This is a genomic window from Pseudomonas sp. HP_14 (genome assembly GCF_055283875.1).
In genome coordinates, this window is sequence record NZ_JBTOQI010000004.1 from 126,413 (window position 1) to 152,432 (window position 26,020).

At 57.0% G+C, this 26,020-nt stretch carries 20 protein-coding genes; 5 read left to right on the forward strand and 15 right to left on the reverse strand.

Translation table 11 applies throughout. From position 1 onward, the window contains the following. Positions 1 to 1,671, forward strand: a complete 1,671-nt coding sequence (locus tag ACYASS_RS04820) for a hypothetical protein (RefSeq protein WP_463585267.1) — start codon at positions 1 to 3, stop codon at positions 1,669 to 1,671. Positions 1,672 to 1,731: 60 nt separating this feature from the next. Here ACYASS_RS04820 and holA read toward each other — a convergent pair whose 3' ends face one another. From holA to leuS, 3 genes are all read right to left on the reverse strand, one after another. Next, the gene (gene holA, locus ACYASS_RS04825; protein ID WP_463585268.1) at positions 1,732 to 2,769 is read right to left on the reverse strand and encodes a DNA polymerase III subunit delta; all 1,038 of its coding nucleotides are present in this window, start codon (positions 2,767 to 2,769) and stop codon (positions 1,732 to 1,734) included. Positions 2,770 to 3,002: 233 nt separating this feature from the next. Then, positions 3,003 to 3,608 (reverse strand): LPS-assembly lipoprotein LptE, encoded by a 606-nt coding sequence (locus ACYASS_RS04830; RefSeq protein WP_463585269.1) that lies wholly within the window; start codon positions 3,606 to 3,608, stop codon positions 3,003 to 3,005. An 89-nt stretch (positions 3,609 to 3,697) separates the two neighbouring features. Continuing rightward, positions 3,698 to 6,304 carry a leucine--tRNA ligase gene (leuS, locus tag ACYASS_RS04835; RefSeq protein WP_463585270.1) on the reverse strand — a complete coding sequence of 869 codons (2,607 nt, stop codon included), beginning with the start codon at positions 6,302 to 6,304 and terminating at the stop codon, positions 3,698 to 3,700. Between the two features lie 314 nt (positions 6,305 to 6,618). On the opposite strand from leuS, the gene ACYASS_RS04840 reads away from it, so the two are divergent. Both ACYASS_RS04840 and ACYASS_RS04845 read left to right on the forward strand, forming a co-directional pair. Continuing rightward, entirely contained in the window at positions 6,619 to 6,990 is a 372-nt protein-coding gene (locus ACYASS_RS04840) for a hypothetical protein (RefSeq protein WP_463585271.1), read from the forward strand. 85 nt (positions 6,991 to 7,075) lie between these two features. Next, positions 7,076 to 7,837: a YdcF family protein gene (locus tag ACYASS_RS04845; protein WP_463585272.1), complete on the forward strand. Its 762-nt coding sequence runs from the start codon at positions 7,076 to 7,078 to the stop codon at positions 7,835 to 7,837. Positions 7,838 to 7,959: 122 nt separating this feature from the next. Here ACYASS_RS04845 and lnt read toward each other — a convergent pair whose 3' ends face one another. The 5 genes from lnt to miaB form a co-directional block, all read right to left on the reverse strand. Then, positions 7,960 to 9,480 carry an apolipoprotein N-acyltransferase gene (gene lnt, locus ACYASS_RS04850; RefSeq protein WP_463585273.1) on the reverse strand — a complete coding sequence of 507 codons (1,521 nt, stop codon included), beginning with the start codon at positions 9,478 to 9,480 and terminating at the stop codon, positions 7,960 to 7,962. Between the two features lie 26 nt (positions 9,481 to 9,506). Then, positions 9,507 to 10,349, reverse strand: coding sequence for an HlyC/CorC family transporter (locus tag ACYASS_RS04855; protein WP_122662487.1), 843 nt, complete (start codon positions 10,347 to 10,349; stop codon positions 9,507 to 9,509). Positions 10,350 to 10,354: 5 nt separating this feature from the next. After that, positions 10,355 to 10,855: an rRNA maturation RNase YbeY gene (gene ybeY / locus ACYASS_RS04860; RefSeq protein ID WP_463585274.1), complete on the reverse strand. Its 501-nt coding sequence runs from the start codon at positions 10,853 to 10,855 to the stop codon at positions 10,355 to 10,357. Beyond that, complete coding sequence (locus ACYASS_RS04865; protein WP_243247837.1) at positions 10,848 to 11,870, reverse strand: PhoH family protein; 1,023 nt, start codon at positions 11,868 to 11,870, stop codon at positions 10,848 to 10,850. Before ACYASS_RS04865 ends, ybeY begins: the two co-directional genes overlap by 8 nt. A gap of 215 nt (positions 11,871 to 12,085) precedes the next feature. Then, the gene (gene miaB / locus ACYASS_RS04870) at positions 12,086 to 13,414 is read right to left on the reverse strand and encodes a tRNA (N6-isopentenyl adenosine(37)-C2)-methylthiotransferase MiaB (RefSeq protein WP_243247838.1); all 1,329 of its coding nucleotides are present in this window, start codon (positions 13,412 to 13,414) and stop codon (positions 12,086 to 12,088) included. A gap of 132 nt (positions 13,415 to 13,546) precedes the next feature. Between miaB and ACYASS_RS04875 the strand changes: the two genes are divergently transcribed. Continuing rightward, the gene (locus tag ACYASS_RS04875; protein WP_087267690.1) at positions 13,547 to 13,873 is read left to right on the forward strand and encodes a DUF1820 family protein; all 327 of its coding nucleotides are present in this window, start codon (positions 13,547 to 13,549) and stop codon (positions 13,871 to 13,873) included. A gap of 19 nt (positions 13,874 to 13,892) precedes the next feature. Here ACYASS_RS04875 and ACYASS_RS04880 read toward each other — a convergent pair whose 3' ends face one another. From ACYASS_RS04880 to ACYASS_RS04910, 7 genes are all read right to left on the reverse strand, one after another. Next, entirely contained in the window at positions 13,893 to 15,014 is a 1,122-nt protein-coding gene (locus ACYASS_RS04880) for a hypothetical protein (protein WP_463585275.1), read from the reverse strand. Between the two features lie 28 nt (positions 15,015 to 15,042). Then, on the reverse strand, positions 15,043 to 16,164 hold the full coding sequence (locus ACYASS_RS04885) for a hypothetical protein (RefSeq protein WP_463585276.1): 1,122 nt from the start codon (positions 16,162 to 16,164) through the stop codon (positions 15,043 to 15,045). Position 16,165: 1 nt separating this feature from the next. After that, entirely contained in the window at positions 16,166 to 19,696 is a 3,531-nt protein-coding gene (locus tag ACYASS_RS04890; RefSeq protein ID WP_463585277.1) for a toxin VasX, read from the reverse strand. A gap of 282 nt (positions 19,697 to 19,978) precedes the next feature. Next, positions 19,979 to 20,527, reverse strand: coding sequence for a tetratricopeptide repeat protein (locus ACYASS_RS04895; protein ID WP_122662495.1), 549 nt, complete (start codon positions 20,525 to 20,527; stop codon positions 19,979 to 19,981). Between the two features lie 243 nt (positions 20,528 to 20,770). Beyond that, complete coding sequence (gene hemL, locus ACYASS_RS04900; RefSeq protein ID WP_463585278.1) at positions 20,771 to 22,054, reverse strand: glutamate-1-semialdehyde 2,1-aminomutase; 1,284 nt, start codon at positions 22,052 to 22,054, stop codon at positions 20,771 to 20,773. 40 nt (positions 22,055 to 22,094) lie between these two features. After that, positions 22,095 to 22,721, reverse strand: a complete 627-nt coding sequence (gene thiE / locus ACYASS_RS04905; RefSeq protein WP_463585279.1) for a thiamine phosphate synthase — start codon at positions 22,719 to 22,721, stop codon at positions 22,095 to 22,097. A 23-nt stretch (positions 22,722 to 22,744) separates the two neighbouring features. Then, positions 22,745 to 23,542, reverse strand: coding sequence for a hydroxymethylpyrimidine/phosphomethylpyrimidine kinase (locus ACYASS_RS04910; protein WP_463585280.1), 798 nt, complete (start codon positions 23,540 to 23,542; stop codon positions 22,745 to 22,747). Positions 23,543 to 23,938: 396 nt separating this feature from the next. Here ACYASS_RS04910 and ACYASS_RS04915 point away from each other — a divergent pair, with 396 nt between their 5' ends. Further along, on the forward strand, positions 23,939 to 25,933 hold the full coding sequence (locus ACYASS_RS04915) for a sensor histidine kinase (protein ID WP_463585281.1): 1,995 nt from the start codon (positions 23,939 to 23,941) through the stop codon (positions 25,931 to 25,933). Positions 25,934 to 26,020: the final 87 nt, after the last annotated feature.

Consider the following 26,020-nt stretch of genomic DNA (forward strand, 5'->3'; position numbering starts at 1 on the left):
ATGAAACGGCTATATGCAGTGGCGCTATTATTGGCTTTGTCGGCTTGTTCGGTAGATGAAAGCTCGAAGAGGGAAGCGATTGATCCATTTTCTACTGTCGATATGTCGCAGCAGCAATTGGTTGATGACCTGAATGCACGTTATAAAAGCGACGTTGTGGAATGTACCGATGGCACACCCGCCTATTATTGTTCGGGCGTTATGCTTCGCACGGTAAATTACAGTGCTTCTTATCCATTCTGGACTCATAGTCCGCCGGCGGCTCAGTTGGGGTCTCTGACGTTCTCCTATATCAGGCAGGATATTGGAAGTGACGGCAGTGATATCAGCAGCGGCTTTATCTTCAGTGATCAGGACACAGCACTGGCGCAAAACAAGGCGCAGGTGGTGAGGTGTATCTATCCCTTTATGGCAGGCACGCAGAACACGGGGCGGCCGGGTTTCGGGTGTGGCTTTGCGGCAAGCAAGGGTAGACAGGAAGTCGATCTCAGTACCTGTAGGACATTGAGCACTCCTGCAATCACGGCTGCATTATGGTTGGAGAATTTCCGCCGCTTTGGCTCGGATGTTTATAAGCAGTGCTCGTTGAGTTCAATAGTTGCCAGTCAATTCAAAGCCAGCCTGGAAGCGCACAATGGCGTCGATACCGCACATACGGTGAAGCGTAACGAATTGCTGATTGGCACCTGGCGAGAAGAAACGCCAGAGTTGCTGCCGATTGAAGCTTTCTTTTACAACGGCACCACCGGCGGTCTGCTGAATGTGCATGCCTTACGTCGAGCCTATTACCTTAGAACTTCACAGCGCTTGCCGATTGTCAGGGTGAATTTCTCAGCGGCAGACCGAAATATATTCAGTTGGAATGAGGCGGATCAGGTCGACGGCTGGGAGGTGGCGGATCGGTTGAATGCCCGTTACAACGACACCGCCTATGACTGCGAGGGGAAAGCAGCCTTTTACTGTAATGGCGTGATGGCCAGACTGACGGGGTATGGACCCGATTTTCATTCCTGGAACCCCAACCCCGCGGGCAGTAACGATGTTTCCTTTAGCTACTTACGGAAGGATCTCAAGTTCATGCATGCAATTTTTTCAGGGTTGATTGAGCAGGGTTATATATTCAAACAAGCTAATTATTTCGGTCAAAACGGTAATTACCCTCTCCAGGTTTTATGTTCATTTCCTTATGACGCGGTATCAGCGAGTCGATACGGGGAAGGCTGCGGCCCTTCACATTTATTTCCCGTGGACAGTCGCCCCTGTGATGAACAAGGCATTACTACGCTCGCAGCGTGGCGGACCCACTTTAATCTCTATCCGCCTGTAAATTACAATAGATACAGTCACCAGTGCGGGTTTAAAGCTGATCAACCTGGTTTTGCTCTGAGTCTGATGGCCCGGGAAAACCCTCAGGCAGAATGGAGTCTCCTGGCTCATAACGAAATTCTCATTGATCGGTGGCCGCAAAATATTCCCACACAACTTCCAATCGAGGCATTTTTCTATATATACGATCAAGCCAAGGCGGTAGGCCTTGAAGGTGCTAAGTTCATACAACGGGATTATTTCAGTCAGAGTCGCATTACGGCCCCGGTGATCAGCGTCGCCTTCAAAACGGGAGGGGACAACATTTTTAGCTATCACCCGAGTGATCAAGCTGCTGGACTATAGCAATCGGCCGTGGAGCCTGACGTTTCCTGGCTCCACGGTCCAGATTGAGTCTGCTGAGTGTTATTCGGCAGGCAACGCCAGCCGCTGCCCCGCCATCAGCAACGATAACCGACTCAAGCTGCTCCACGGCGAGCCTACCGCTTGGCCTTTGATCTGCGCATCAATGCGTTGCGCATCCATAAGCAGTTCTGCCCAGCGTTTGGCAGAGTAGCGCTGCAGTGCTTTGCTCATTAGCGGTTTGCGTTTGTCCCAGATGGGCGGTCGGGCTGAGCTGAAGGCTTTGTCCAGGGGCATACCCTGACTGAATTGCAGTGCAAGGTTGGCCAACACCCGCAGCTCGCGAGAGAGCGCCCAAAGGATGACCGGCGGCTCGACGCCTTCGCCGCGTAGCCCCTCAAGCATTCTTAAAGCATGAGAAGCTTCGCCGTTGAGAATGGCATCGGTCAGCCCGAAGACGTCGAAACGCGCGCTATCGGCCACCGCGGCCTGCACTGTTTCGACCGTAATCTGACCTTCTTCGGCCATCAGCTTGAGCTTTTCGATTTCCTGCGCTGCTGCCAGCAGATTACCTTCCACCCGAGCGGCTATCAGCTCAACGGCATCCTGAGTTGCGCTCAGACCCGAGTGAGACAAGCGCTGGCGAATCCACTGTGGTAACTGCCCAGCGTCCACTGGCCAGATTTGCACGAACTGAGTCTGCGCGCCGTCGATCAGCGCCTTGCCCCATTTGGTTTTCTGCGCGCTGCCATCAAGCTTGGGCAAACTGATCAGCAGTAACGTGTCTTCCGCCGGGCGTGAGCAGTACTCCATGAGCGCTGCGGCACCTTTGTCGCCAGGCTTGCCGGAAGGCAGGCGCAACTCCAGCAGGCGACGTTCGGCGAAAAGCGACATGCTCGCACCGGCTTGCAGCAGCGTGCCCCAGTCGAAACTGGAGTCGGCACTAAAGACCTGACGTTCATCAAACCCTTGCTGCCTTGCGGCGGCACGAATGGCGTCGGCAGCCTCCTGGCACAGCAACGGGTCATCGCCACTTATCACGTAAACAGGCGACAGGTTGCCTTGCAGGTGTTTGCTGAGTTGGGCGGGTGCGAGTTTCATCTGAGATTCCCCGGTGGCCCTGACGCCGCGCCTTCAAGCAGCAAACACCGAATCTTTGTAGGAGTGAGCTTGCTCGCGATTCTGTCTACCCGTCGCAGAAGTACTGACGGAGCTAACGCTATCGCGAGCAAGCTCACTTCTACAGAAAAAATGCGATTCAATTGAGATGTTTGCATTTTTGTAGATGGCGAATGAAAAACGCGAGGGCCAGGAAAGTGCTGGCCCCCGGCATTTTAACGAGAAGGGATTTCGATTGGCGACTGTTGTGGTGTTTCGTCGCGAATACGTTGTGCAGCTTCCAGCGCATCAGCTTCCGCCTTGGCTACTGCGTCGGCTTTGGCCTGCAGTTCGTCCAGTTGTGCCGGAGTCAATTGCTGCAGCTGGGCCATCAGGTTCTGTATCAGGTCGCTGCGCATTTCGTTGCGAACCTGCACGGCCTGCAGGTCAGAACCGATCAGGTTGTTGCCGTCATGCACGTAGATCTTTTCGATCTGGACCTTGCGCTTCAACAGCTGACGATTCTGGCTGCCGTTGATTTCGTAGTTGAGCGTGGTATTCAGGGTGTACTCGGTTGCACGCCCCGCGCCTCCCGAGCTCGCCGTACGCTGAGTTTCCTGTTCGTCGAGAATAACCAGCTTGTATGGAGCGCCGGTGTAGATCTTCACGTTATTGCCTTCCAGAACCTGACGCAGTTGCACAACGGTTTTACCGTAGGCATCACGTGCGCTGAGGTCCAGTTCCTTGATGGAAAGCTGGTTTTCGCCAGTACCACGCAGCTGGAAACCACAGGCGCTCAACAATACGGCGAGGCCCATAACCAGCAAATTGCGTTTGATCATCTTGATGCTCCCCTTGAAACCGTTTGGGTCGACTCTGCGAACCCAGGAAATATGTTCAGCGCCCGCGCATGGTCGGGCGCCTGATCCCATCAGCTTGCGACGATATTGACCAGTTTGCCGGGTACCACGATCACTTTACGGATCGTCAGGCCATCGATGAAACGCAGTACGTTTTCGTTGGTCCGGGCAGCGGCTTCTACTTCTTCGCGGGTAGCACTGGCAGGCATTTCGATCTGGCCGCGCAGTTTACCGTTAACCTGGATGACCAGCTGCAAGCTGTCTTGAATCAATGCAGTCTGGTCCAGAACCGGCCAGCCAGCGTCGATGATCGGCGTGTCATGACCCAATTCACTCCAGAGTTCGTGGCTGATGTGCGGCGTGATCGGAGCCAGCAACAATGCAACTGTTTCCAGACCTTCCTGCAGCAGCGCGCGATCCTGAACTGAGGCCTGCGGTGCTTTTTCCAGCACGTTCATCAGCGTCATTACCTGCGCGATGGCCGTGTTGAATTTGTGGTGCTGACCGACATCCTGGCTGGCTTGCTTGATTGCCTGATGGATGGCACGGCGAATGACTTTCTGATCGTCGTTCAGCGAAGCGATATCTAGCGCGGCTGGCAGCCCTTGCGTCACGTGGCTTTGCGCCAGACGCCAGACGCGACGCAGGAAGCGATGCGAGCCCTCAACGCCGGAGTCAGACCACTCCAGGCTCATGTCAGGCGGCGATGCGAACATCATGAACAGGCGGCAGGTATCTGCGCCGTACTGATCGATCATCGACTGAGGGTCAACGCCATTGTTCTTCGACTTGGCCATCTTCTCGGTGCCACCAATCTCGACCGGCAAGCCGTCGCTGATCAGTTTGGCGCCAATGATCTTGGCTTTGCTGTCGCGCTCAAGTTCGACATCGGCCGGGTTGAACCACGTCTTGCTGCCGTTGGCTTCGAGACGATAGTAGGTTTCGGCGATAACCATGCCTTGAGTCAGCAGGTTCTTGAACGGCTCGTTCGAGGTCACCAGGCCTTCGTCGCGCATCAGCTTGTGGAAGAAGCGCGCATACAGAAGGTGAAGGATTGCGTGTTCGATACCGCCAATATATTGATCAACCGGCAGCCAGTGGTTGGCTGCAACAGGATCAACCATTCCGCCTTCATAGTGTGGCGAGGCGTAACGGGCAAAGTACCAGGACGACTCCACGAAGGTGTCCATGGTGTCGGTTTCGCGCTTGGCTGGTGCGCCGCATTTCGGGCAGCTGCACTCGTAGAACTCAGGCATGCGCGCCAATGGCGAGCCAGCGCCGTCCGGTACAACGTCTTCAGGCAGTACAACCGGCAACTGATCTTCAGGGACCGGTACATCGCCGCAGGTGTTGCAATGCACGATCGGGATCGGGCAGCCCCAGTAACGCTGACGGCTGATTCCCCAGTCGCGCAGGCGGAATTGGGTGCGTGATTGGCCGAGGCTCTTCTTGGTCAGTGCCGCTTCCATGGCGTCGAATGCGCCAGCGAAGTCCAGGCCATCGAACTCGCCGGAATTGATCAGCGTGCCGTGCTCGTTGTACGCGGCTTGCCATGGCGCAGGTGTTTCATCGCCAGCGCTGGTGCGTACGACCGGTTTGATGGGCAGGTTATATTTGACCGCGAACTCGAAATCACGCTCGTCGTGGGCCGGTACTGCCATTACCGCGCCGTCGCCGTAATGCATCAGCACGTAGTTGGCGACCCAGACTGGCAGTTTTTCGCCCGTCAGCGGGTGCTCCACGAACAGCGAGGTCGGCAGGCCTTTTTTCTCTTGGGTGGCGACGTCCGCTTCGGCAACGCTGCCGCTTTTGCATTCGTCGATGAAGGCTTGTAGCTGCGGGTCGGTCTGTGCAGCCAGAGTCGCCAGTGGATGCTCGGCAGCCACGGCAACGTAAGTCGCGCCCATCAGGGTGTCAGGACGAGTGGTGAAGACTTTCAGTGCACCGGCTTCACCAATGGACGCCTGGTCGTACGGGAACTGCACTTCCATGCCACGGGATTTACCAATCCAGTTACGTTGCATGGTTTTGACCTGCTCGGGCCAGCCCGGCAGTTCGTCGAGACTCTCCAGCAGCTCATCCGCGTACGCGGTGATCTTGAAGTAGTACATCGGGATTTCACGCTTCTCGATGACCGCGCCGGAACGCCAGCCGCGGCCATCGATGACTTGTTCGTTGGCCAGAACGGTCTGGTCAACAGGGTCCCAGTTCACGGTGCCGTTCTTGCGGTAGATCACGCCTTTTTCGAAGAGTCGGGTGAACAGCCACTGTTCCCAGCGATAGTAATCAGGCTTGCAGGTGGTGACTTCCCGGGACCAATCGACCGCCAGTCCCAGGCTGCGCAGCTGGGTTTTCATGTAAGCGATGTTTTCGTAGGTCCACTTGGCCGGCGCGACGTTGTTTTTCATCGCGGCGTTTTCCGCCGGCATGCCGAATGCGTCCCAGCCCATTGGCTGCAGAACGTTCTTGCCTTGCATGCGCTGGTAGCGGGCGATCACGTCACCGATGGTGTAGTTGCGCACGTGACCCATATGCAGCTTGCCGCTAGGGTAAGGAAACATCGACAGGCAATAGAAGGTGTCCTTGCCTGGCTGTTCACTGACTTCAAAAGACTTTTGCTCGTCCCAGAAGGTTTGGGCGGCGGCTTCGATTTCACGGGGCTGATAGAGTTCGTGCATGGCTACTTTTTACTAAAGATTGGTGACCCTTGACCTCTTCGTTGCTTCGCCGAGTCAGGTCGGCACCGCTTGCCGGACAAAGGAAACTGCCTGTGCGGTGCTTTCGTGCTCACGCGAGCGGAAGTGGAATTACAGGAAGCGCCGTAGCATACATGAGCGCCGACTATCGAGGGAAACCCTGATTGCGTGGCTCATTGCTCGCAAGGACCTGTTGCGCAGCACCCAGCCGCCGTTTGTCGCAGCAATGCACCGGTTTTGACAGTGGCGCTAAGCTCAATGACGAGGGTATGTTTTATCTTCGATGAGGTGAGCGGATGACAGAGCTGCAGCACACAGCAACACCCCCCGAGCTGTACGAACGTTTGATTAATCGGCTGGGCCTTGCTCTGGAAACGGCAGATATTGCAGTGCGACTTCGTCACGAGTGGCCTGAGGAGCTGGAGCTTCGTGGCTTGAGTCGTGCCGAGTTCGATCTGATTGAAGCCTACTTAAACAACGGTGCCGTTGCGGCAGGTGGTGAGGTGACGCCTGATGGAAAAAGCGGTTTCATCGTTTCAAGAGAACCCGTGGGGTCGGTATCGATGCCGTCGCATTCAGCCAAGGTCATCTGGCTGAAGGATAAAAAGCACGCCATGACCCTGGCGAAGTTGAACCGTCACAGCACGAGCAATTTTTTCAGGCGTTAACCTTCGCAGGCTGCGGGCCTGCATCATAAGCATTGTTGCTTAGCGTCAATCCTTCTAGGCTTCGGGCATCTTCTGGAGATGCTCGATGCCTGTCCGCTATTTTTTCAAAGCTCTTTTTCTCCCACCCGGTATTTTCTTCGTCCTTTTGCTACTGGCGTTTTATGTACGCCGTGCCCGGCCGCGTCTGGCTGCAGTATGTTTTGCGATTGGCCTCGGCGGGCTGTGGCTGATGAGCTTGCCTGTAGTCGTAGAGACCGCTGCCCGCAGTATCGAGCAGGTACCGCCGCTCTCGCGCAGCGAGTGGGCAACCCTCGCGCAGCAGGCCGACGCGATTGTGATTCTCGGGTCGGGGCGCGAACGTAATGACCCGAGTTGGGGGGCTGATATCCCGACAGGCGTGGCCCTTGAGCGCATGCGCTACGCAGCAAGGCTGGCAAAAGCTTCAGGCCTGCCGATCCTGACGACCGGTGGCTTGCATTACGGAGAGCCGCCGAGTGAGGCGGCCATTATGGCGGAGTCTCTGGAAAACGATTTTGGCGTACAGGTGCGCTGGCAAGAGGGCTTGAGTCGTACGACCTGGGAGAACGCAACGATGACAGCTGCCATCTTGCAGCCTTTGGGTATCAAACGGGTGGTGCTTGTAACGCAGGGCTGGCACATGCCGCGTTCAAAATGGAGCTTTGAAAAGGCCGGATTTACGGTGGTTGGGGCGCCCGTTGGTTTTTTGAGTGCCGACAACGCTCGCGTGTTTGGTGGCTGGCTGCCGGAAAGCCGGGCTATCTGGCAAAGCGGTCAGTTGCTTAATGAAGCGGCGGGGTTGCTGGTTTATCCGTGGGTGTACCGGTAATTTGTGAGAGCCGAGCTTGCTCGCGATAAGGCTCAGGTAATTTACCTGCTAAATCTCGGTGCCCTTATCGCGAGCAAGCTCGGCTCCCACATAGACTGCATTTTTCCGTAGGAGCGGTGTTGTTACACCGTCTTGGAAATCCGGCTCGCTACCAGTGCCCAGCCAATCAGCAGTACGCAAACAATGGCCAATGGCCAAGAGCGCCAGCGCAGGTACGGTGTCAGTTGCTGCATCGGCACAACTTCGCCGTACATCACGCCACGCTCGAATTGCGGGATGCGGGTGGTGATTTTTCCAAACGGATCAATCAGCGCGGTAACACCGTTGTTGGTCGCGCGGATCATCCAGCGGCCAGCCTCCAGCGCACGCATCTGCGCCATTTGCAAGTGTTGAAGCGGGCCGATAGAGGTGCCGAACCACGTGTCGTTACTCACCGTCAGCAGTAGTTCGCTTTGCGCTGAAAGCCCGGCAGCAAACTCTGGGTAAACCACTTCATAGCAAATGAATGGCGCGATCCGGTAGCCTTTGGCTTGCAGCATTGCCTGATCGCTCGGGCCGCGAGCGAAGTCGGACATAGGAAGGTCAAAAAATGCAATCAGGCCGCGTAGAAGGTCCTGTAAAGGAACGTACTCGCCAAATGGCACCAGCTTTTGTTTCAGGTAAGTGCCTTCGCCCTGACCCACTACGGTGATGGCGTTGTAGTAGTTGTAGCTACCGCGATCATTGGATTCACGCAGCGGGACGCCGGTAATCAGTGCCGAACCTCGCTCCGTCGCGAATTGCCCCATCATTTTCAGATAGCCTTCAGCGGAGCTTTTGAGCACCGGCACGGCGGTTTCCGGCCAAATGATCAGGTCGGCCTGTTGCGAGCGGAAAGTCATGTCGCGATACAGCGCCAACTGCGCGTTGAGCTGCTCGGGGTCCCATTTCATCTGCTGTTCGATGTTGCCCTGCATCGCAACCACTTTCAGCGGCGCACCGGCGGGCGACGTCCAGGCGTAACCTTTCAATGCCAGCGAAACAATCCATGGCCCGGCCAGCAGAACCAAGCCCGCCGCCAAGAACGACTTGCGCGCCCGCAGCCTTGAAATATTGCACAGCAACGCAGCCGTCAGTGCCAGGGTGAAGGACACCAGCCACATCCCGCCGAGCGGCGCGAGCCCTGCCAGTGGCCCATCAAGTTGACTGTAACCGGAGTAGAGCCACGGGAACCCGGTGAGAAACCAGCCGCGGAACGCCTCTTGAACCAGCCACAAGGCTGCAAAAGCGAGTGCATCGGCTAGCGGGGCTTCGTTGCGGCGGATCCAGCGTGCCCACACCCAGGCGGGCAGGGCAAAGAACCAGGCAATACAGGCGATAAACAGTAGCATCAGGAACCCGGCGAGCAGCACCGATGCGCCGCCGAAGTTATGAATGCTGACATAGATCCAGCTGGTGCCAGCCCCGAACAGGCCAAAGCCAAAGCACCAGCCGCGCCCCAACGCCTGACGTGGACGCAGGTCGCGCAGACCGAGATAGAACAAGGCCAGCGCGACCAGGGCCAGCGGCCAGATATCGTAGGGGGCTAAAGCGAGGGTGGTAAGCGCGCCAGCCACCACAGCCAGCAGGTTACCGGGCCAGCCGGGGCGGGAGATCCAGCGCATTTACATTCCTTAGAACGGGGGTGGCGTTACGAGCGTGAAATAGGGCTCAAGCGCAGCAAGTGAATACGACGGCTGTCAGCATTGAGAATCCGGAAACGATACGCGCCGATTTCGGTGATTTCATTACGCTTGGGCAGGTGCCCGAACGCGCTCATCACCAGACCGCCAACTGTATCGAACTCGTCATCAGAGAACTCGCTGTCGAAGAACTCGTTAAAGCTTTCGATGGGCGTGAGCGCTTTGACCAGAAAATCGCCACTCGGCAGAGGTTTGATGTAGCTGTCTTCCTCTACGTCGTGCTCGTCTTCGATATCGCCGACGATCTGTTCCAATACGTCTTCGATGGTCACCAGTCCGGCCACGCCGCCGTATTCGTCGATAACGATGGCCATGTGGTTGTGGTTGGCGCGAAACTCACGCAGCAGCACGTTCAGGCGCTTGGATTCGGGCACGAAGGTGGCGGGTCGCAGCAGGTTCTTGATGTCCCCTTCGCCGCCATCCTCCTTGAGGATCAGAGGCAGTAGATCCTTGGCCAGCAATACGCCGAGTACGTCGTCATGGCTTTCGCCGATGACCGGGTAACGTGAGTGGGCGGCGTCGATGACTGCCGGGAGAAACTCCCGCGGCGTCTGGCTGGCCTTGATGCTGATCATCTGCGAGCGCGGCACCATGATGTCGCGCACTTGCAGGTCTGCTACCTGAATGGCGCCTTCGACGATGGCCAGGGCTTCGCTGTCCAGCAGCTTGTTCTGGTGGGCTTCGCGCAGCAGCTCAAGGAGCTCCTGGCGGTTTTTCGGCTCATGGGCAAAAGCCTGGGTGAGCTTACCCAGCCATGACTTTTGCCCGTTGCTCGATCGATCTTCGCTCATAGCCCTTACTCGTTGTCCTTGCTTGGTATTGCTGAATGTGGAGGTTCGTCGTGTTCGTCGTCTGCATAGGGATCGGGATAGCCCAACTCTCCAAGCAACGTTCGTTCCAGCGCTTCCATTTCCTCGGCTTCTTCATCGTCGATGTGGTCGTAACCCAACAGATGCAGACAACCGTGAATGACCATGTGCGCCCAATGTGCGTCGATCGCCTTGCCTTGTTCCTGTGCTTCACGGGCAATTACCGGTGCACAGATGACCAGGTCACCGAGCAGCGGTATATCCAGCATATCGTCGGGCACGTCAGCAGGGAACGACAGCACATTAGTCGCGTAATCCTTGTGTCGCCATGTGTGATTGAGCTCACGGCCTTCGGTTTCATCCACAAGCCGGATGGTCAGCTCGGAATCGGCACTGCGCTTGCGCAAGCCCATTTCGCACCAAAGGCGGAACTGAGCTTCGCTTGGGAGATTCGCTTCACTCGCTACTTGCAGGTCCAGCTCAAGCATCGCGGCGGTATTCCCGTGAGGAATTGGTCGTAGCTGGCGGCGCGTCGCTGTTGCGGTCTTCGAAGCGCTCGTAGGCTTCGACGATGCGCTGCACCAGTGGGTGACGGACCACGTCCTTGGGCTTGAAGTGCGTGAAGCTGATGCCCTGAACGTCCTTGAGCACTTCGATGACATGAGTCAGGCCGGACTTGGTGCCTTTGGGCAGGTCAACCTGAGTGATGTCGCCGGTTATGACGGCAGTGGAGCCAAAGCCGATCCGGGTCAGGAACATCTTCATCTGCTCGACCGTGGTGTTCTGGCTTTCGTCGAGGATAATGAAGCTGTTATTGAGTGTACGACCGCGCATGTACGCCAGCGGTGCGACTTCAATAACCTGCTTTTCGATCAGCTTGGCGACATATTCGAAGCCCAGCATTTCGTAAAGCGCATCGTAAAGCGGGCGCAGGTAAGGGTCGATTTTTTGAGCCAGATCACCGGGCAGGAAGCCGAGCTTTTCGCCCGCTTCAACGGCCGGTCGGACCAACAGGATGCGTCGAATCTGCTCACGCTCCAGCGCATCCACGGCGCAGGCCACAGCAAGATAGGTCTTGCCGGTACCCGCCGGGCCGATGCCGAAGTTGATGTCGTTACCGAGGATTTCCTTGACGTAGCGCTGCTGATTCAAGCCGCGGGGGCGAATCATGCCTTTTTTGGTGCGCAGAGCCACGCCTGGGTCGGCGGCCGGATGGTTGTCCAGCTCTTCCACGCCGGATTCCTGCAGGAACAGGTGGACCATGTCGGGCGACAGTTCGGAGCTTTTGGCTTCCCGATACAGGCGGCGCAACAGGTTTTCGGCTGAGGTGGTTTGCTTGGGCTCGCCAATCAGTTCGAACTGACTGCCGCGGTTGCGGATCTCGATATTCAGGCGCTGTTCGATGAGACGCAGGTTCTCGTCGAGTTGCCCGCAGAGATTTGCGAAGCGATGAGCCTCGAAGGGTTCGAGGATAAAACGATGTGGTTCGACTTGTACGTTCAAGGTCGTTTTTAGCTGCCCTGCAATTTAGGTGATACGAAGGATAAACCCTGTGACCGGTGTGCGAAAGCTTTGACTTGAGAAAGGTTGTGCGCAAATCAACAGGACGATGAAATCCCGGTACGAGCGAACTTGTTCGCGAGGCGTCATCCGTAGCTACACGGGACCAATGCCTCGCCAACAAGTTGGCTCCTACCGGTTCGGCGTGCTCGGCGCTTTCAATTCAACAACGACCCGCGCAACGAGTGCGGCTGGGCGTCGTCGATGTGTACGTCGGCAAACTGGCCGATCAGCTTGGGGTTGTCGCAGCGGAAATTGACGATCCGGTTGTTCTCGGTGCGACCCTGCAGTTCGCCCGGGTCTTTTTTCGAATAGTCGGTCACCAGAATGCGCTGGGTGCTGCCGACCATTTGTCGGCTGATCTCGAAACCCTGCTGGTTCAGGCGGTGCTGCAAGGCAGCCAGGCGCTCTTTTTTCAGCGCTTCAGGGGTCTCATCGTTCAGATCTGCTGCCGGAGTGCCAGGGCGCGGGCTGTAGATGAAGGAAAACGAGAAGTCGAAGCCGACGTCGGCGATGAGCTTCATGGTGTTTTCATGGTCTTTTTCAGTTTCGCCCGGGAAACCGACGATGAAGTCCGAACTGATGCTGATCCCGGGCACGGCAGCCTTGAGTTTGCGGATTCTGGACTTGTATTCAAGCGTGGTGTGGTTGCGCTTCATCGCTGCCAGAATACGGTCCGATCCCGACTGCACCGGCAAATGCAGGTGTTTGACCAGCTCCGGAACTTCGGCGTGAGCCTGGATCAGGCTGTCAGAGAACTCCAGAGGGTGCGAGGTGGTGTAGCGAATGCGGTCGATGCCATCCACCGCAGCTACAACCCGGATCAGATCGGCCAGGTCGGCGGCGCGTCCATCATGGGTGGTGCCGCGATAACCGTTGACGTTCTGCCCGAGCAGCGTCACTTCACGCACACCGTTTTCGGCCAGGTGAATCACCTCGGCGATCACGTCATCGAAAGGCCGGCTGACCTCTTCGCCCCGGGTATAGGGCACAACACAGAACGTGCAGTATTTGCTGCAGCCTTCCATCACGGACACGTAGGCACTCGGGCCATCGACGCGAGGCTCGGGCAAATGGTCGAATTTTTCGATTTCCGGGAAAGAAACGTCGACCTGCGGCAGGCGCGTAAAGCGGGCTGCGTCGATCATTTCCGGCAGGCGGTGCAGGGTTTGCGGGCCAAAAACCACGTCCACGTAGGGCGCGCGATCTCGAATAGCCGCGCCTTCCTGGCTGGCGACGCAACCGCCGACAGCGATCACCATCTCCGGGTTGGCCAGTTTCAGCTCACGCCAGCGGCCCAGCTGGGAGTAGACCCGGTCCTGAGCGCGTTCGCGGATTGAACAGGTATTGAGCAGGATGACGTCTGCATCTTCCGCACGAGCGGTGACTTCCAGGGCTTGATGTTCGCCCAGCAGATCGACCATGCGCGAGCTGTCGTACTCGTTCATCTGGCAACCGTGGGTTTCGATATAAAGCTTCTTGGCCATGCGTCCGTCATCAGGTGGTTCAAAGAACCGCGCATTATAGTGGCGACGGTCTCTGCTTCCTAGCGTCCTCTACCGAACGGGCATGCTATAGTTCGCGCCCTCTTTTATGCCCCCGATTCTTACCCGCCCTTTATGACCAAACGCGAAGCTCCAATCTACAAAGTGATTTTCCTTAACCAGGGCCAGGTGTTCGAAATGTACGCCAAGCAGATCTATCAAAGTGATCTGTGGGGTTTCCTTGAAGTAGAGGAATTCGTCTTTGGCGAGCGCACGACCGTTGTGGTGGACCCGAGCGAAGAGAAGCTCAAGGCGCAGTTCGAAGGTGTCGTACGCAGCTTTGTGCCGATGCATTCAATTGTGCGCATCGACGAAGTCGAGCGAATCGGCACGCCAAAGATCAGCGAAGCACGCGGCACCAGCAACGTGATGCCGTTTCCGATGCCGATGCCGGATAAGTAAGTTTTCGCCCCCTTGAGCCTCACTTTCCTGCGCTGGACTGCGCCTCGGTAAATCGCGCGACAAGGTTCTGATTGGGCTTTTGCTCCCGGAGAACCTTCACCGCGTGGCTCAGACGCTGCAATTCCTCACTGGGCCTGGCCCATTGCTCCTCTGGCAGCGACTCGGACCAGCTTTGCATCGCCTCCGGAATGGCTGCACGGCCGATGCTTTTGATCCGGCGGATTTCCCATTCGGTGAGGTGGTTGGGCAGCGTCCACAAGGTCAGCACGTGGTACGTGTACCACCAGAACGGATAAAAGAAGCCCACCTCGCGATTCTTACGCCGACGCCTCATGCGCTCCCGTGCGTTGTAAAACGTATGCAGCCCTTCATGGGGCGGATCGCCGGGGTTTTGTAGCTCCAGCGGGTCCTGAATTTCCTTGAGGGTGTGAACCTCATATTCCATATACGCCCGGATCGCCTCCCAGTTGCATACCGCCAGATCAAACCCTGCACAAAAAAACTCCAGGCTGTAATGCTCGTCGTGAGGCGGATGATAAAAGCCCACGCCCATGGCGTAGCGGATGTCCATGCCGTATTGCATGACCGACTGTGCCTGAATAACCCACGCCGATAGCGATTCCCATGGCACGAAGATAGGCTCGGTATGACCTCGAGGGACAAAGCAGACTTCCCGGCGCTGGCGGTTGAAGCGGGTGGGGATGACTTCGTGGTATTTGTTGAGGTGGTTGAAGGTGATGAAGAGGTAGAGGGTGAGTGCGGCAGCTGCCGCCCATGAACCTACTTGAAAACCGTATGGCATGTAGTCCAAGGCAAGCTTTGTGGCCATGTCTGCGCCATTACCTTCTGCGATGGTCATAAACCAGACGAGTGCTGATGCGAACAAACCAAAAAACCAGATGGCCCAAAAGGGGAGTCCTACACCTACCTGCCAGGCGAATACTGCGGGTAGCCCAACGCCGAAGTCCAGATACGTATCGTTCATTTCACCGACCGCGTGTCCGTAATCCTGAGCGGGTAGGTCTGTGGGCAACGGCAATGGCGCGAGGTACACGATCTGGCCTGTCGGGAAGGTTTCTCGCATACCCGCATGGGGTGCATGATGAATTTGCGGCGGCGCGTCAGGCGCTTGTTTCCTCATCTTAGTTCTTTCTGCCAAATCAACTACCTCAGGTTTTCTGGACAGATTGCTGTACTTCGCTGAATCGTGATGCGAGGTTCTGGCTGGGTCTTTGTTCGCGTAAGGTTTTGACTGCCTGACTCATGCGCACCAATTTGTCACTGGGCTTTACCCACTGTTCGGTTGGCAGCGGCTCTGACCAGCTTTGCATCGCTTCAGGTATGGCGGCGCGGCCGATGTTTTTGATGTGGCGGATTTCCCATTCGGTGAGGTAGTTGGGCAAGGTCCACAGGGTCAGCACGTGGTACGTGTACCACCAGAACGGATAAAAGAAGCCCACCTCGCGATTCTTGCGACGCCGCCGCATGCGTTCTCGCGCGTTGTAAAACGTATGCAGACCTTCGTGAGGCGGATCGCCGGGATTTTGCAGTTCAAGCGGGTCCTGGATTTCCTTGAGGGTGTGAACCTCATATTCCATGTACGCCCGAATTGCCTCCCAGTTACACACCGCCAAATCAAACCCAGCGCAGAAAAACTCCAGGCTGTAATGCTCGTCGTGTGGAGGGTGATAAAAGCCGACGCCCATGGCGTAGCGGATGTCCATGCCGTATTGCGTGACCGACTGTGCCTGAATAACCCACGCCGATAGCGATTCCCACGGGACGAAGATAGGCTCGGTATGACCTCGAGGGACAAAGCAGACTTCACGGCGCTGGCGGTTGAAGCGGGTGGGGATGACTTCTTTGTATTTGCATAGGTTGTTGAAGGTAATTGCGAGGTAGATGGTGAGGGAAAAGGCGGCGGCCCATCCCCCCATTTCCAAGCCCCCTCGAACCAGTTGCAGCGAAAACTCGGTGGCCTTCTCCAATCCTCTTCCTTCCACAATGGAAAGTAACCAGTCAAGTACGGGGAAGAATAAGCCAAAAAACCAGATTGCCCAGAAAGGTGTTCCAAGGCCCATCTGCCAAGCGAAGACAGCGGGCAAGCCGACTCCAAAGTCGAGGTATCTGTCGTTTAGTTCTCCCACTGCGCCGCCGTAATCCTGCGCCGGTAAATCGGTAGGCAACGGTAATGGCGCAAGATAAGTCACCTGACCAGTCGGGAATGCCTCCAGCATGCCAGCGCGGGGAGCGTGATTGATGGGCGGTGGGCTAGTAATGTCTGTCGCCATCTTATTTTTTCACCTCAGGCATGAGGTCGGGATGAATAGCGAAGTACTCGCATTGTTCTCCCGGTGGCTCGAGGTCGACCGCCGGGAAATCGCCGCTTTCGCCAAACATCGGGAAGCAAACCTCATACACGTTGGCTTCGTATTGCCCCTTTGTAGTGATAGGTCCCAGCTGAATTGAGAGCACGATATCTGTGTGGCTGGGCAGCTCTGAATTGATAAGGCCGCGCACATCCGTCAACTCCACAATTAGTGGGTTGCGCGCCTTGATGTGCAGACGATCTTCCAGGGCTGTGCTCAAGGGGCTCCAGCGCTCTGGCCTGCCCATTCGGCCTTCGACTTTGCGTATCACTTGATAGCCGCCAATATTGAGCACGGAAGAACTGGCATGACTGCCAAGGGGCTTTGTCAGTTCAGCAGCAAACAGTGTCGGGAAATGCAGCAAGAACCTGCGAGGGGTGTCATCGCTACTCGGTATGATTTGTATACGTGGGGCCTGGTAATGCGCGCGCAGCTCCTTCAAATAATGAGCAAGAGGTAAGGAAAGACACAGGTTGGAGTCCTGACCCTCGGCCCATGGTGTGCTCAGCAGCCAGCGATCGTGCCGGCTGAGGTTGTTGCGGTTGAAGTACCAACTGCCGGACAGCTCCAGGGCAGTAAACAAAATCCCTGCCAGGTTAAAACGTAAAAATACTGTAGACAGGCGCACACCGGCAGCCGCCCAAGCGGCTGTCCTCGCAGCAGTTCCAGCTTCTGCGGCTAGAACATGGCTGAAGGTTTGAATCGTTTGAGCGAAGCCATAACTGTTGCTAGCCAGAAAGCCGCTGTTGCCCAGCATGCTGATTGTGGCCCCAATCTGCGCATCGCTATTACCGCTGCGCACTGAGTCTTGCCAATTTTTATGGGAACTCGCAAGGCTCATAGTCGCAGCAATGATCCCTGCGACGTAGCCCACCATTCCAAGGCCAATATGCAATTTCCCCATTTGCACATGAACACCGAGCAGTTCAGCTTTCTTGAAGTTTTTCGCCAGCTCTGCGGCATGGGCGCTAAGTGCCGTATCGGCGATGCCTTGGGCTGCACCAAATCCAGCCGCAGCAGTTGTTGCCTGTGCGCTCCGGTAGGAGCTCTGGTCCTTGGAGCTCTCAGGTTGAGCGAGTGTTTCTCCTCGCACCACAACCAAATTCACCACCTGCGCCAAAAACACCAATAACCCAGCCCCATCCCCGAGCAGCCCGGCCTTCGGCGCTACCGTCACACCCTTTCGATAACTCTCCAGCACCGACTGAGCCTCCCGATGCTGTTGCGCAGGGAACACCAACGCCAACCCCGGCTTGCCGGGGGCCGCGGATTGCAGGTGATTTGAGTCGGTCGGCAGGTCCGCGATGGGGCTCATGGCCTTGGCGAGTTGTTGTTCCAGTTCGGCCAAGGACTGTTGAGTGGTTTGCCGTTGCTCCTTGAACCAGTTGGCATCGGAACCTAGATGCCAGGAACGATCTGCGGCCCTGCGCTCGCGGGACATGCTGGTCAAGGTGCGCAGACGATCACGATGCTGCTGGACGGCCTTGATGGTCTTGCCAAGATTTTGCAAGTCTTCGGCGCTGGCTACCTGGAACGTCACGTTCTCCCGGCGTGCTGCATCAAGAATCGCTACGCCCGCCGCCTTGGGCAGAGTACGAAACAGAGCATCCATGTCGGGCAACTGGCCCTTGTCCATCTGCTGCAAGAAGGCCTGCACCGCCTGCTGAATGCCCATCTGCAACGCTGGAGCCAGTGTGCCCCAGGCAGCCGTGAGGTTGACTTGAGAGGCGGGCGATAGCCGCCCGGTGTCGAGCACCACGCCAGCGCCCCATTGTTTGAGGCGTTCCAGCCATTGCGGTGCGTCCTTGAAAAACAGCCAGCTCGCGTTTGTGAAGACAGCAAACTGCACGCCCAGCTCGGTTTGCGCACTCAACGGCGCGGCGTAAAACATGGGGCGGGACATGGCCGGGTTGTTGTTCAGCCAATCCAGCACCGAATCAACGGCTTTGTCGCTTCGGCAGATGTCTTTCAGACAGGCGTATTCGGTGAGCAGGGCGTGATCAACCTGCTCGCTGTCTTCGATGTCGTAATACCAAATGGCCCGATGCAGGCGGTTTTTGATCAGCAGATCGATGCGATCCTGGGTGATCTTTTCCAATAGCTCGTTTAGCGGTCGCAGGATTGCCCGTTGCTTCTTGAGAAAGACATCCATGCGGGGGCGGTCGATCAAGTCATTGATGCCGCGCTGGCCGAATTTGGCGCCGTGCAGCAGTTCCTTGGTGCGCTTGTCCATCTGGCGATAGAGGCGCCACAGAGGCTGTCGATGTCGAGAAATAAACGCTGGGCTGGTGTTGCTGAAACGTTGCTCGAGGTAGTACTGCTGAAGGGTACGCACTCGGGCTTCTTGTCCTGCATACAGGTTCGACGGATCGGCGCTGGGCGGTATCAGTTCGAGCCTGGCTTTCAGGTCGGCAGGTAATCCCGGATCGTCCACGCGTGGTACAGGGTGCTGGCTGTTGTCTTCACTCATCACTTCCAGCAAGGTTTTGCGCGTGTCACTGCGCTCGGGCTCGGCCAGGAGTTCGATGTCATCCAGGAGCGCCTGAAGCGCAGGATCAGTCTCGGCCCTCTTGTCGAGATCGGCCTCGCTGATCTGGGTCAGGGATTCGATATAACAACCCAGCAAGTAGTCGCGCTCGACCTGACCTTCCTCGGTTCCGCTTTTCGCCCAGGCATCTATCTGGTCGACCACCTGATCCTGATACTGCGCCAGATCGCGCATCACACCGACGTCATCGCTAACCGCCAGAAACAGGAAGTCACGCTTATGAGCGGTGGTGATCTGGCTGGTGAACTCTTCAAGAATGGTTTGGCGATACAGCGGGGTGTGTTCCCAGGCGTAGGGTATCTTCGTCGAAGTGTCGTCCGGTCTGTCCGCCCAACTGCCGCTGCTTTCCGCCAGCCACACGGCCATTTTTCGGTCGTCGAAGAGGTCCCGGGCATCGCCGCGCTGAATATTTTCAAAGCTGACGCGCTGCATGAAGTACTCGCGCTCGGTGGCGACCTTCATCACCTGCGCGCATTTGAAAGCCGTCCACTGGACCTCGGAAAAGGCGACGTGCAGCACGCTGCTGCGAGAGAACGCCAGCGCTGGATCAGTTTCAATCACATCAGTCCGACGATCCCCGGTGACCTGATCGCCCTTGAACAGCAACGCAGTCACTGAACCATGGGTTATCTGGTACTCGTGCAGCATGCCGGTGGCGCTGTCGATGATGTACAGATAGCCATCGCGCAGCAGGCGAAAGCCCAAAGGCAAGGCCTGCAATTTGTACGGCATGGTGATTTCGATGGACGGGTCGAGGTCTTCCACCAGCCCATAACGTACGGGCAGCAGTTGCAGGGTCTGACTCATCAATGGACAGAATCCTCCCGCATCAGGTGCTTCGGCGGGTCTGGCTTTGGCGACTAGATTGGCCATATGGCCACGCGGCGTAATATGAGGATTTGTCATGCAGGCTCCTTGCCTTGGGCTGGCGAGTAGAGGCCAGGATCCAGATGGCGGAGCACTAATCTCAAGCCCGACCCTGAGCGAGGGCGGGAGAGTGGCTGATGCGCGGCGGGTACTCAATGCACGGAAGGGGGTTTGGGAAATGCCCTACAAGAAATGTCGTAAGTTTTCCGGGGCATACGGTCGGCTACCGGTTTTGGTCAGGAGGAATGTACTCCCGGCTAAAGCCAGTCCTACGGAGTTGCGTACGTCTGCAACAGCTTTAGCCGGGAGGCATTGGGATTTCTACGGCAGCGGAGCAAACGGCGTACGCCCTTCAGCTGTCTGCAATTCCAGCAGATACTTGCGGAAAATCTGGCCCAGCACCTGAGTGGCGACTTCAAGCTCGTCGCGCTGCATGTGCTCGGAGACTTCATCGGCTGCGTCCAGTGCGTCTTCTGAGCCATTCACCGAGGCCATCTTCAGTACGATATACGCCTGAATATTATTGGCCTGCACACCTTCACCCTTGGAGAACATCAGGCCGAGCTGGTACTGCGCCTGCGCGTGACCCTGCAGCGAAGCCTGCTCGAAGTAACCCAGTGCTTTGGGCAAGTCACGTGGCGCGTGTTTACCGTCGTAGTAAAACTCGCCCAACTCGTATTGTGCCTGTGCATCCCCGGACTGCGCGGCCTGCTGACAGGCGGAAAGCGCCGCTGGCAGGTTGTCTGGCTGGGTATTTAGAGTGCAACGACCCACCGCTGGGATTAACAACGAGTTGCCGCCTGCATTCGCCAGCAGGGGATGAATAAGCAACAGGCAGCCCAATGCAAGGGTGCGGCCGGTGCGGTTCATGGGAATCGACTTACCTCTGAAAAAGGTGCGGGCGTGCCCGTCCAGCTAAACGTGCTGGCTGCGCATTATGAAATAAGCGGGGCCAACCTTACAAAGTCTTTACTGATTTTCTGCTGCGCGGGGCTGAAAAGCCCGGTTTTGCGGGGTGCTGTATGCCCGGTAGGAGCTAACTTGTTGGCGAGACGGTGTATAAGGGATACCGTCTCGCTAACAAGTTAGCTCCTGCCAGGGTTCATGCCGCCCTTATTTCAACGCCGCAAACGCCTTTTCGGCGGCATCCAGGGTCAGCTTCAATTCTTCATCGCCATGGGCAATGGAAGTGAAACCTGCTTCGAATGCGCTCGGGGCCAGGTAAACGCCACCCTCAAGCATCAGGTGGAAGAAGCGCTTGAAGCGATCAGCGTCGCTGGTCATGACGTCATTGAACGTCACAATTTCCTTGGCTTCACTGAAATACAGACCAAACATGCCGCCTGCCTGGGTGGTCACGAAGGGGATGCCCGCTGCATCAGCGCGTTGTTGCAGGCCTTCAAGCAGGCGGCGAGTGAAGTCGCTGAGTTCGTCGTGGAAACCCGGGCGGCTGATCAGGCGCAAGGTGGTCAACCCGGCGGCCATGGCCAATGGGTTACCCGAGAGCGTGCCTGCCTGATAAACCGGGCCGAGCGGGGCGATGTGAGACATGATTTCGCGTTTGCCGCCGAAACAGCCAACCGGCATGCCGCCGCCAATGATTTTGCCGAAGGTGCTCAGGTCCGGTGTCACGCCGTAGTAAGCCTGCGCGCCGCCAAGGGCTACCCGGAAACCGGTCATGACTTCGTCAAAAATCAGCACCACGCCGTACTCGTCGCACAGTGCACGCAAACCTTGCAGGTAACCCGGTGCTGGCGGTACGCAGTTCATGTTGCCCGCGACCGGCTCGACGATGATGCATGCGACCTCCTGGCCCACTTCGGCCAGCAATTCTTTAACAGCGTTCAGATCGTTAAACGGTACGGTCAGCGTGTGTTTGGCGAATGCGGCGGGTACGCCCGGTGAACTCGGTACGCCCAGGGTCAGTGCGCCGGAACCGGCCTTGACCAGCAGGCTGTCTGAGTGGCCGTGATAGCAGCCTTCGAACTTGATGATGCTGTCGCGGCCGGTGAAACCACGGGCCAGACGAATGGCGCTCATGGTTGCTTCAGTGCCCGAACTGACCATGCGGACCATTTCCATCGACGGTACGATCGAGCAGACCAGATCGGCCATCTCGGTTTCCATGGCGGTTGGCGCGCCGTAGGACAGACCGTGTTCCAGTTGGCTACGCACGGCGTCCAGCACTTCAGGATGGCTATGGCCGAGGATCATAGGTCCCCACGAGCCCACGTAGTCGACATAGCGCTTGTTATCTTCGTCGGTGACATAGGCACCGGCCGCATGCTTGAAGAACAGAGGTGTACCACCGACGCTCTTGAATGCGCGTACGGGCGAGTTAACGCCACCGGGAATATGTTTTTGGGCATTGGCGAACAGGGTTTCAGAACGGGACATGAGTAGGTCTCTGACTTAATCGAAATAGGGCCGGGCGCGGTCAGGCTCTGTTGAGCAATGCATTGAAGGCGCGGGCGCGGCGGGTGACTTCCTGGGTGTTTTCGGCGCCGAACAGGCCATGTACCACGGCCAGCAGGTCGGCACCGTGCTCAACCAGTTGCGGAGCGTTTTCCAGGGTAACGCCACCGATGACAGCAATCGGCATGTTGAAGCGGGCGCGAGCCTGGGTCAGCACATCCAGCTCGATGGCAGGAGCATCAGGCTTGGTCGTAGAGTTGAAAAAGCGTCCGAAGGCGACATAAGTGGCGCCATCTGCTTTAGCCTTTTCGGCCATTTCCAGGCTGCCGTGACAGGTTGCGCCAACAATGGCCTTATGGCCCAGCAGCGCGCGGGCATCGGTCAGCGAGCCGTCGGTCTGGCCCATGTGCACACCCACATCCAGGCGCGCAGCCAGGTCAGCATCATCGTTAATGATCAGATGAGTCTTGTACTGCTGGCACAGCTTGAGCAGGGCGGTGGCTTCTCGCAGGCGTCTGGATTCATCGCCAGACTTGTCACGGTATTGCAGCAGAGTGACACCGCCATCAAGGGCGGCCTCGACGTAAGACAGGAATTTGCCAGCCAACAGGCGACTGTCGGTGACGGCATACAAGCCACGTAGTTTCATAGAAAGAGCCTCATCACGTGGCGTTACGAACAGAAATCCAGGGGCAGGCGCCGGGGAACAAATTGTCCTTTGCCCAGCTGTTCAGCATCGCGCAGCGTGCGCCAAGTGTAGTCCAGCGCGGTCTGTACGGCGCTGATCAGGTTTTCGCCTTGTGCCAGACGGCCTGCCAGAGCGCTGGCCAGTGTGCAGCCGGAGCCATGGTAACTGCCGGGGAGGCGCTGGCAGATAAAGGTGCGTGTTTCACCGCCACGGCTATATAGGCGGTTGTGGACTTCCACCTCGTCACCATGCCCGCCGGTGATCAGCAGGTGTTCGCAGAATGGCAGCAGCTTTTCAGCGCATTCGTCAGCTGTGCCTTCCGGTAATTCGGCCAGAATACGGGCCTCCGGCAGATTCGGCGTCGCGATGGTTGCCAGCGGCAGCAAGCGTTCACGCATGGCATAGCCGACTTCATCCTTGCCCAGACGCCCGCCGCCGCCAGCGCGCAGCACTGGATCGCAGACCATCGGCAGGTGAGGGTTCGCTTCAAGCAGCTGCACGACGGTGTCGACCATTTCCAGAGAGCCGAGCATCCCCAGCTTGACCGCCGCCACGGTCGAGTCATTGAGTACTGCATTGGCTTGCGCCAGCACCCATTCGCGATCCAGCACCCTGAAGTCAATGACATTCACGGTGTCTTGTATGGTCAGTGCGGTAACTGCCGGGGCCGCATGGCAACCCTGAGCGAGCAATGCTTCGATATCTGCTTGCAGACCGGCACCACCACTTGGATCGTGACCGGAGAGGCAGAGGACAACAGGGCGGGAGCTATAGATATTCATGGTGCGCGAGCTTACCACTAAACTTTTTTTGGCACCGCTCAGTGGACTCGGAATTTTCATACGGCCGATAGAGATTCTGAACAGATATTCAGCCCATGAATTTACTTTATAAATTCATGGGCTGGCTGTAAGTGCTGATTTAGAGCCTTTTAAACGATTTCAGAAAATAGTGCATCAGACCTTTTGGCAGCTATGCTTTAGAGCGTTGGCATGAAATAGTGATGGCACTAACCCGGTACTGCTGTGTGAAGTGAGCGAGCCTGTGCACACAGGCCCACATTGAGATAGTTGTTTCAGGCTGTCTGGAGCTACTCCAAAAAAATCAGGAACTGCAGAAAGCGTCGCTCCAATGGAAGGGGGCCAGCGACGTCAACTGACGGATCTATCCGGGGCTTTATGCGCTATTTGTTGATCATGCTGGTCGCCTTGTTGTCGCAGCTAGCCAGTGCCGTCGACTTCGACGAGAGCACTCGCAGTCTTGCGTTGGGCCGAGCAGTTCAGGTGTTTGAAGATGTCAGCGGCGAAGCGACGATCAGTGATGTCAGCTCTGCGGCGATGTCTGCGAGCTTCCGCGACCTTGGCAGCGACACCCTGAACGCAGGCTTTTCCAACTCCGCCTTCTGGCTCAGGGTTGATTTGCGCTATCTACCCCGAGACGTCACCGCTCACCGTGACTGGATGGTGGAACTGGCCTATCCGCCCATGGATTACGTGGACTTTTACTTGCCGGATGCTCTTGGCACTCAGCACCTTGCCTGGCAGACCGGGGACATGCTCCCGTTCTCCAGCCGGCAGATCAAACAGGCCAACTATCTGTTCGAAGTCAGTCTTGAGCCTGGGCAAAGCAAGACCATTTACTTACGCGTCAAAAGCGCCGGCTCGATTCAGGTCCCCTTGAGCCTGTGGGACAGCAGCGCCTATCTGGAAGAACAACCGCCGCGTATGTATGTGCTGGGCGTGTTGTATGGCGTACTTCTGGTCATGCTGATTTACAACCTGTGCATTTACCTAGGCGTGCGTGACGTCAGCTATCTGTACTACGTTCTCTACATCGCACCTCTTGGGCTTTATCAACTGGCGCTTAACGGCATAGGCGTCGAGTTTTTGTGGCCAGAGAGTCCCTGGCTCGCCAATGTCGCGCCCTTGTTCCTGCTGATGATGTCGGTCCTGTTCGCCTGCCAGTTCGCCCGTTCTTTCCTGCAAACAAAGAACATCGGGGCCTGGCTTGATCATTCGCTTGTGTTGGTAATGGCAGCAGCAGGGGTGGTGATGTTGCTGAGCTTGTCGCCTAACCTCAACCTGGCGTTTCGCCTGTACGGCGGGTTGATGCTGATCTTCACCGCGATGATCTTTGTCGCTGGTATCACTGCGATGTGTCACGGGGTCCGCGAGGCCCGGTATTTTGTTCTCGCCTGGACTGCATTTTTGCTGGGCAGTGTGATTCACGTCGGCATGTTGTCGGGGTATTTGCCGCACACGTTCTTCACCATGTACGCCAATCAGATCGGCTCAGCCATGGAAGCGGCCCTTGTTTCCATCGCGTTGGCGGTGCGGATCAACCAAAGCCGCGAGGAACACGCGCAGATCATGCGTCAGGCCGGGGAAAATCTAGAGCGGGCCAACCAGGCACTTGCGGCAAGCAACCGGCTCAAGGATGAGTTTCTCGCCACCCTCACTCATGAATTGCGCACTCCCATGAACGGCGTAATCGGCTCGCTGGAGCTGATGCAGACCGTAGACCTGAACCCTGAACTTGCGTCTTACCATCAGACGGCCGCCAGTTCTGCGCAGGACATGATGGGCATGGTGAACGGCATTCTGACCCTCACCGAGTTGCAGGCCGGGCGGCTGCATGTCGTGCCTGAGCCCTTCGATTTACGCTGCCTCATCATGGCGCTCAAGGGGCACTACAACGCAGCCGCGCAGAACAAAGGGCTCAGGTTAGCCGTTGATTGGGTTGAGCCATTGCGAACCGATCTGGTGGGGGATGTATACAAGCTGCGCCAGTGTCTGGAATGCCTGTTGGATAACGCCATCAAGTTCACTCAGTCCGGCTCGGTCAGAATTCGCGTTCAGGAACTGGAGCATGGTGAGGGTCAGGTTCAACTGCTGATCGAGATAATCGACAGCGGTATAGGCTTTACCCGACTGGACGAATCAACCCTTTATCAGCATTTCTTTCAAGTGGACGGCTCATTGACTCGCCAATATGGCGGGCTAGGTATCGGCCTGGCGATTTGTCGGCAGTTGATAGAGCTGCAGGGCGGCCGACTTAGCCACCATTCTGCACCCGGCGAGGGCAGTTGCTTTGCGCTTAAAGTGACGCTCGGCGTTTCAGCGCAAACATCTGCGCTCGCTGAGCGGCCCGCAAGGCTGCGCAGTGGTCTATGAGTAACAAGGCAAAAGCGCCGCAAATTCGTCGCATATGGCGCTTTTTAATGGGCTGAGTGCGTGATTCACTTCGTGTCTGGCTGTGTT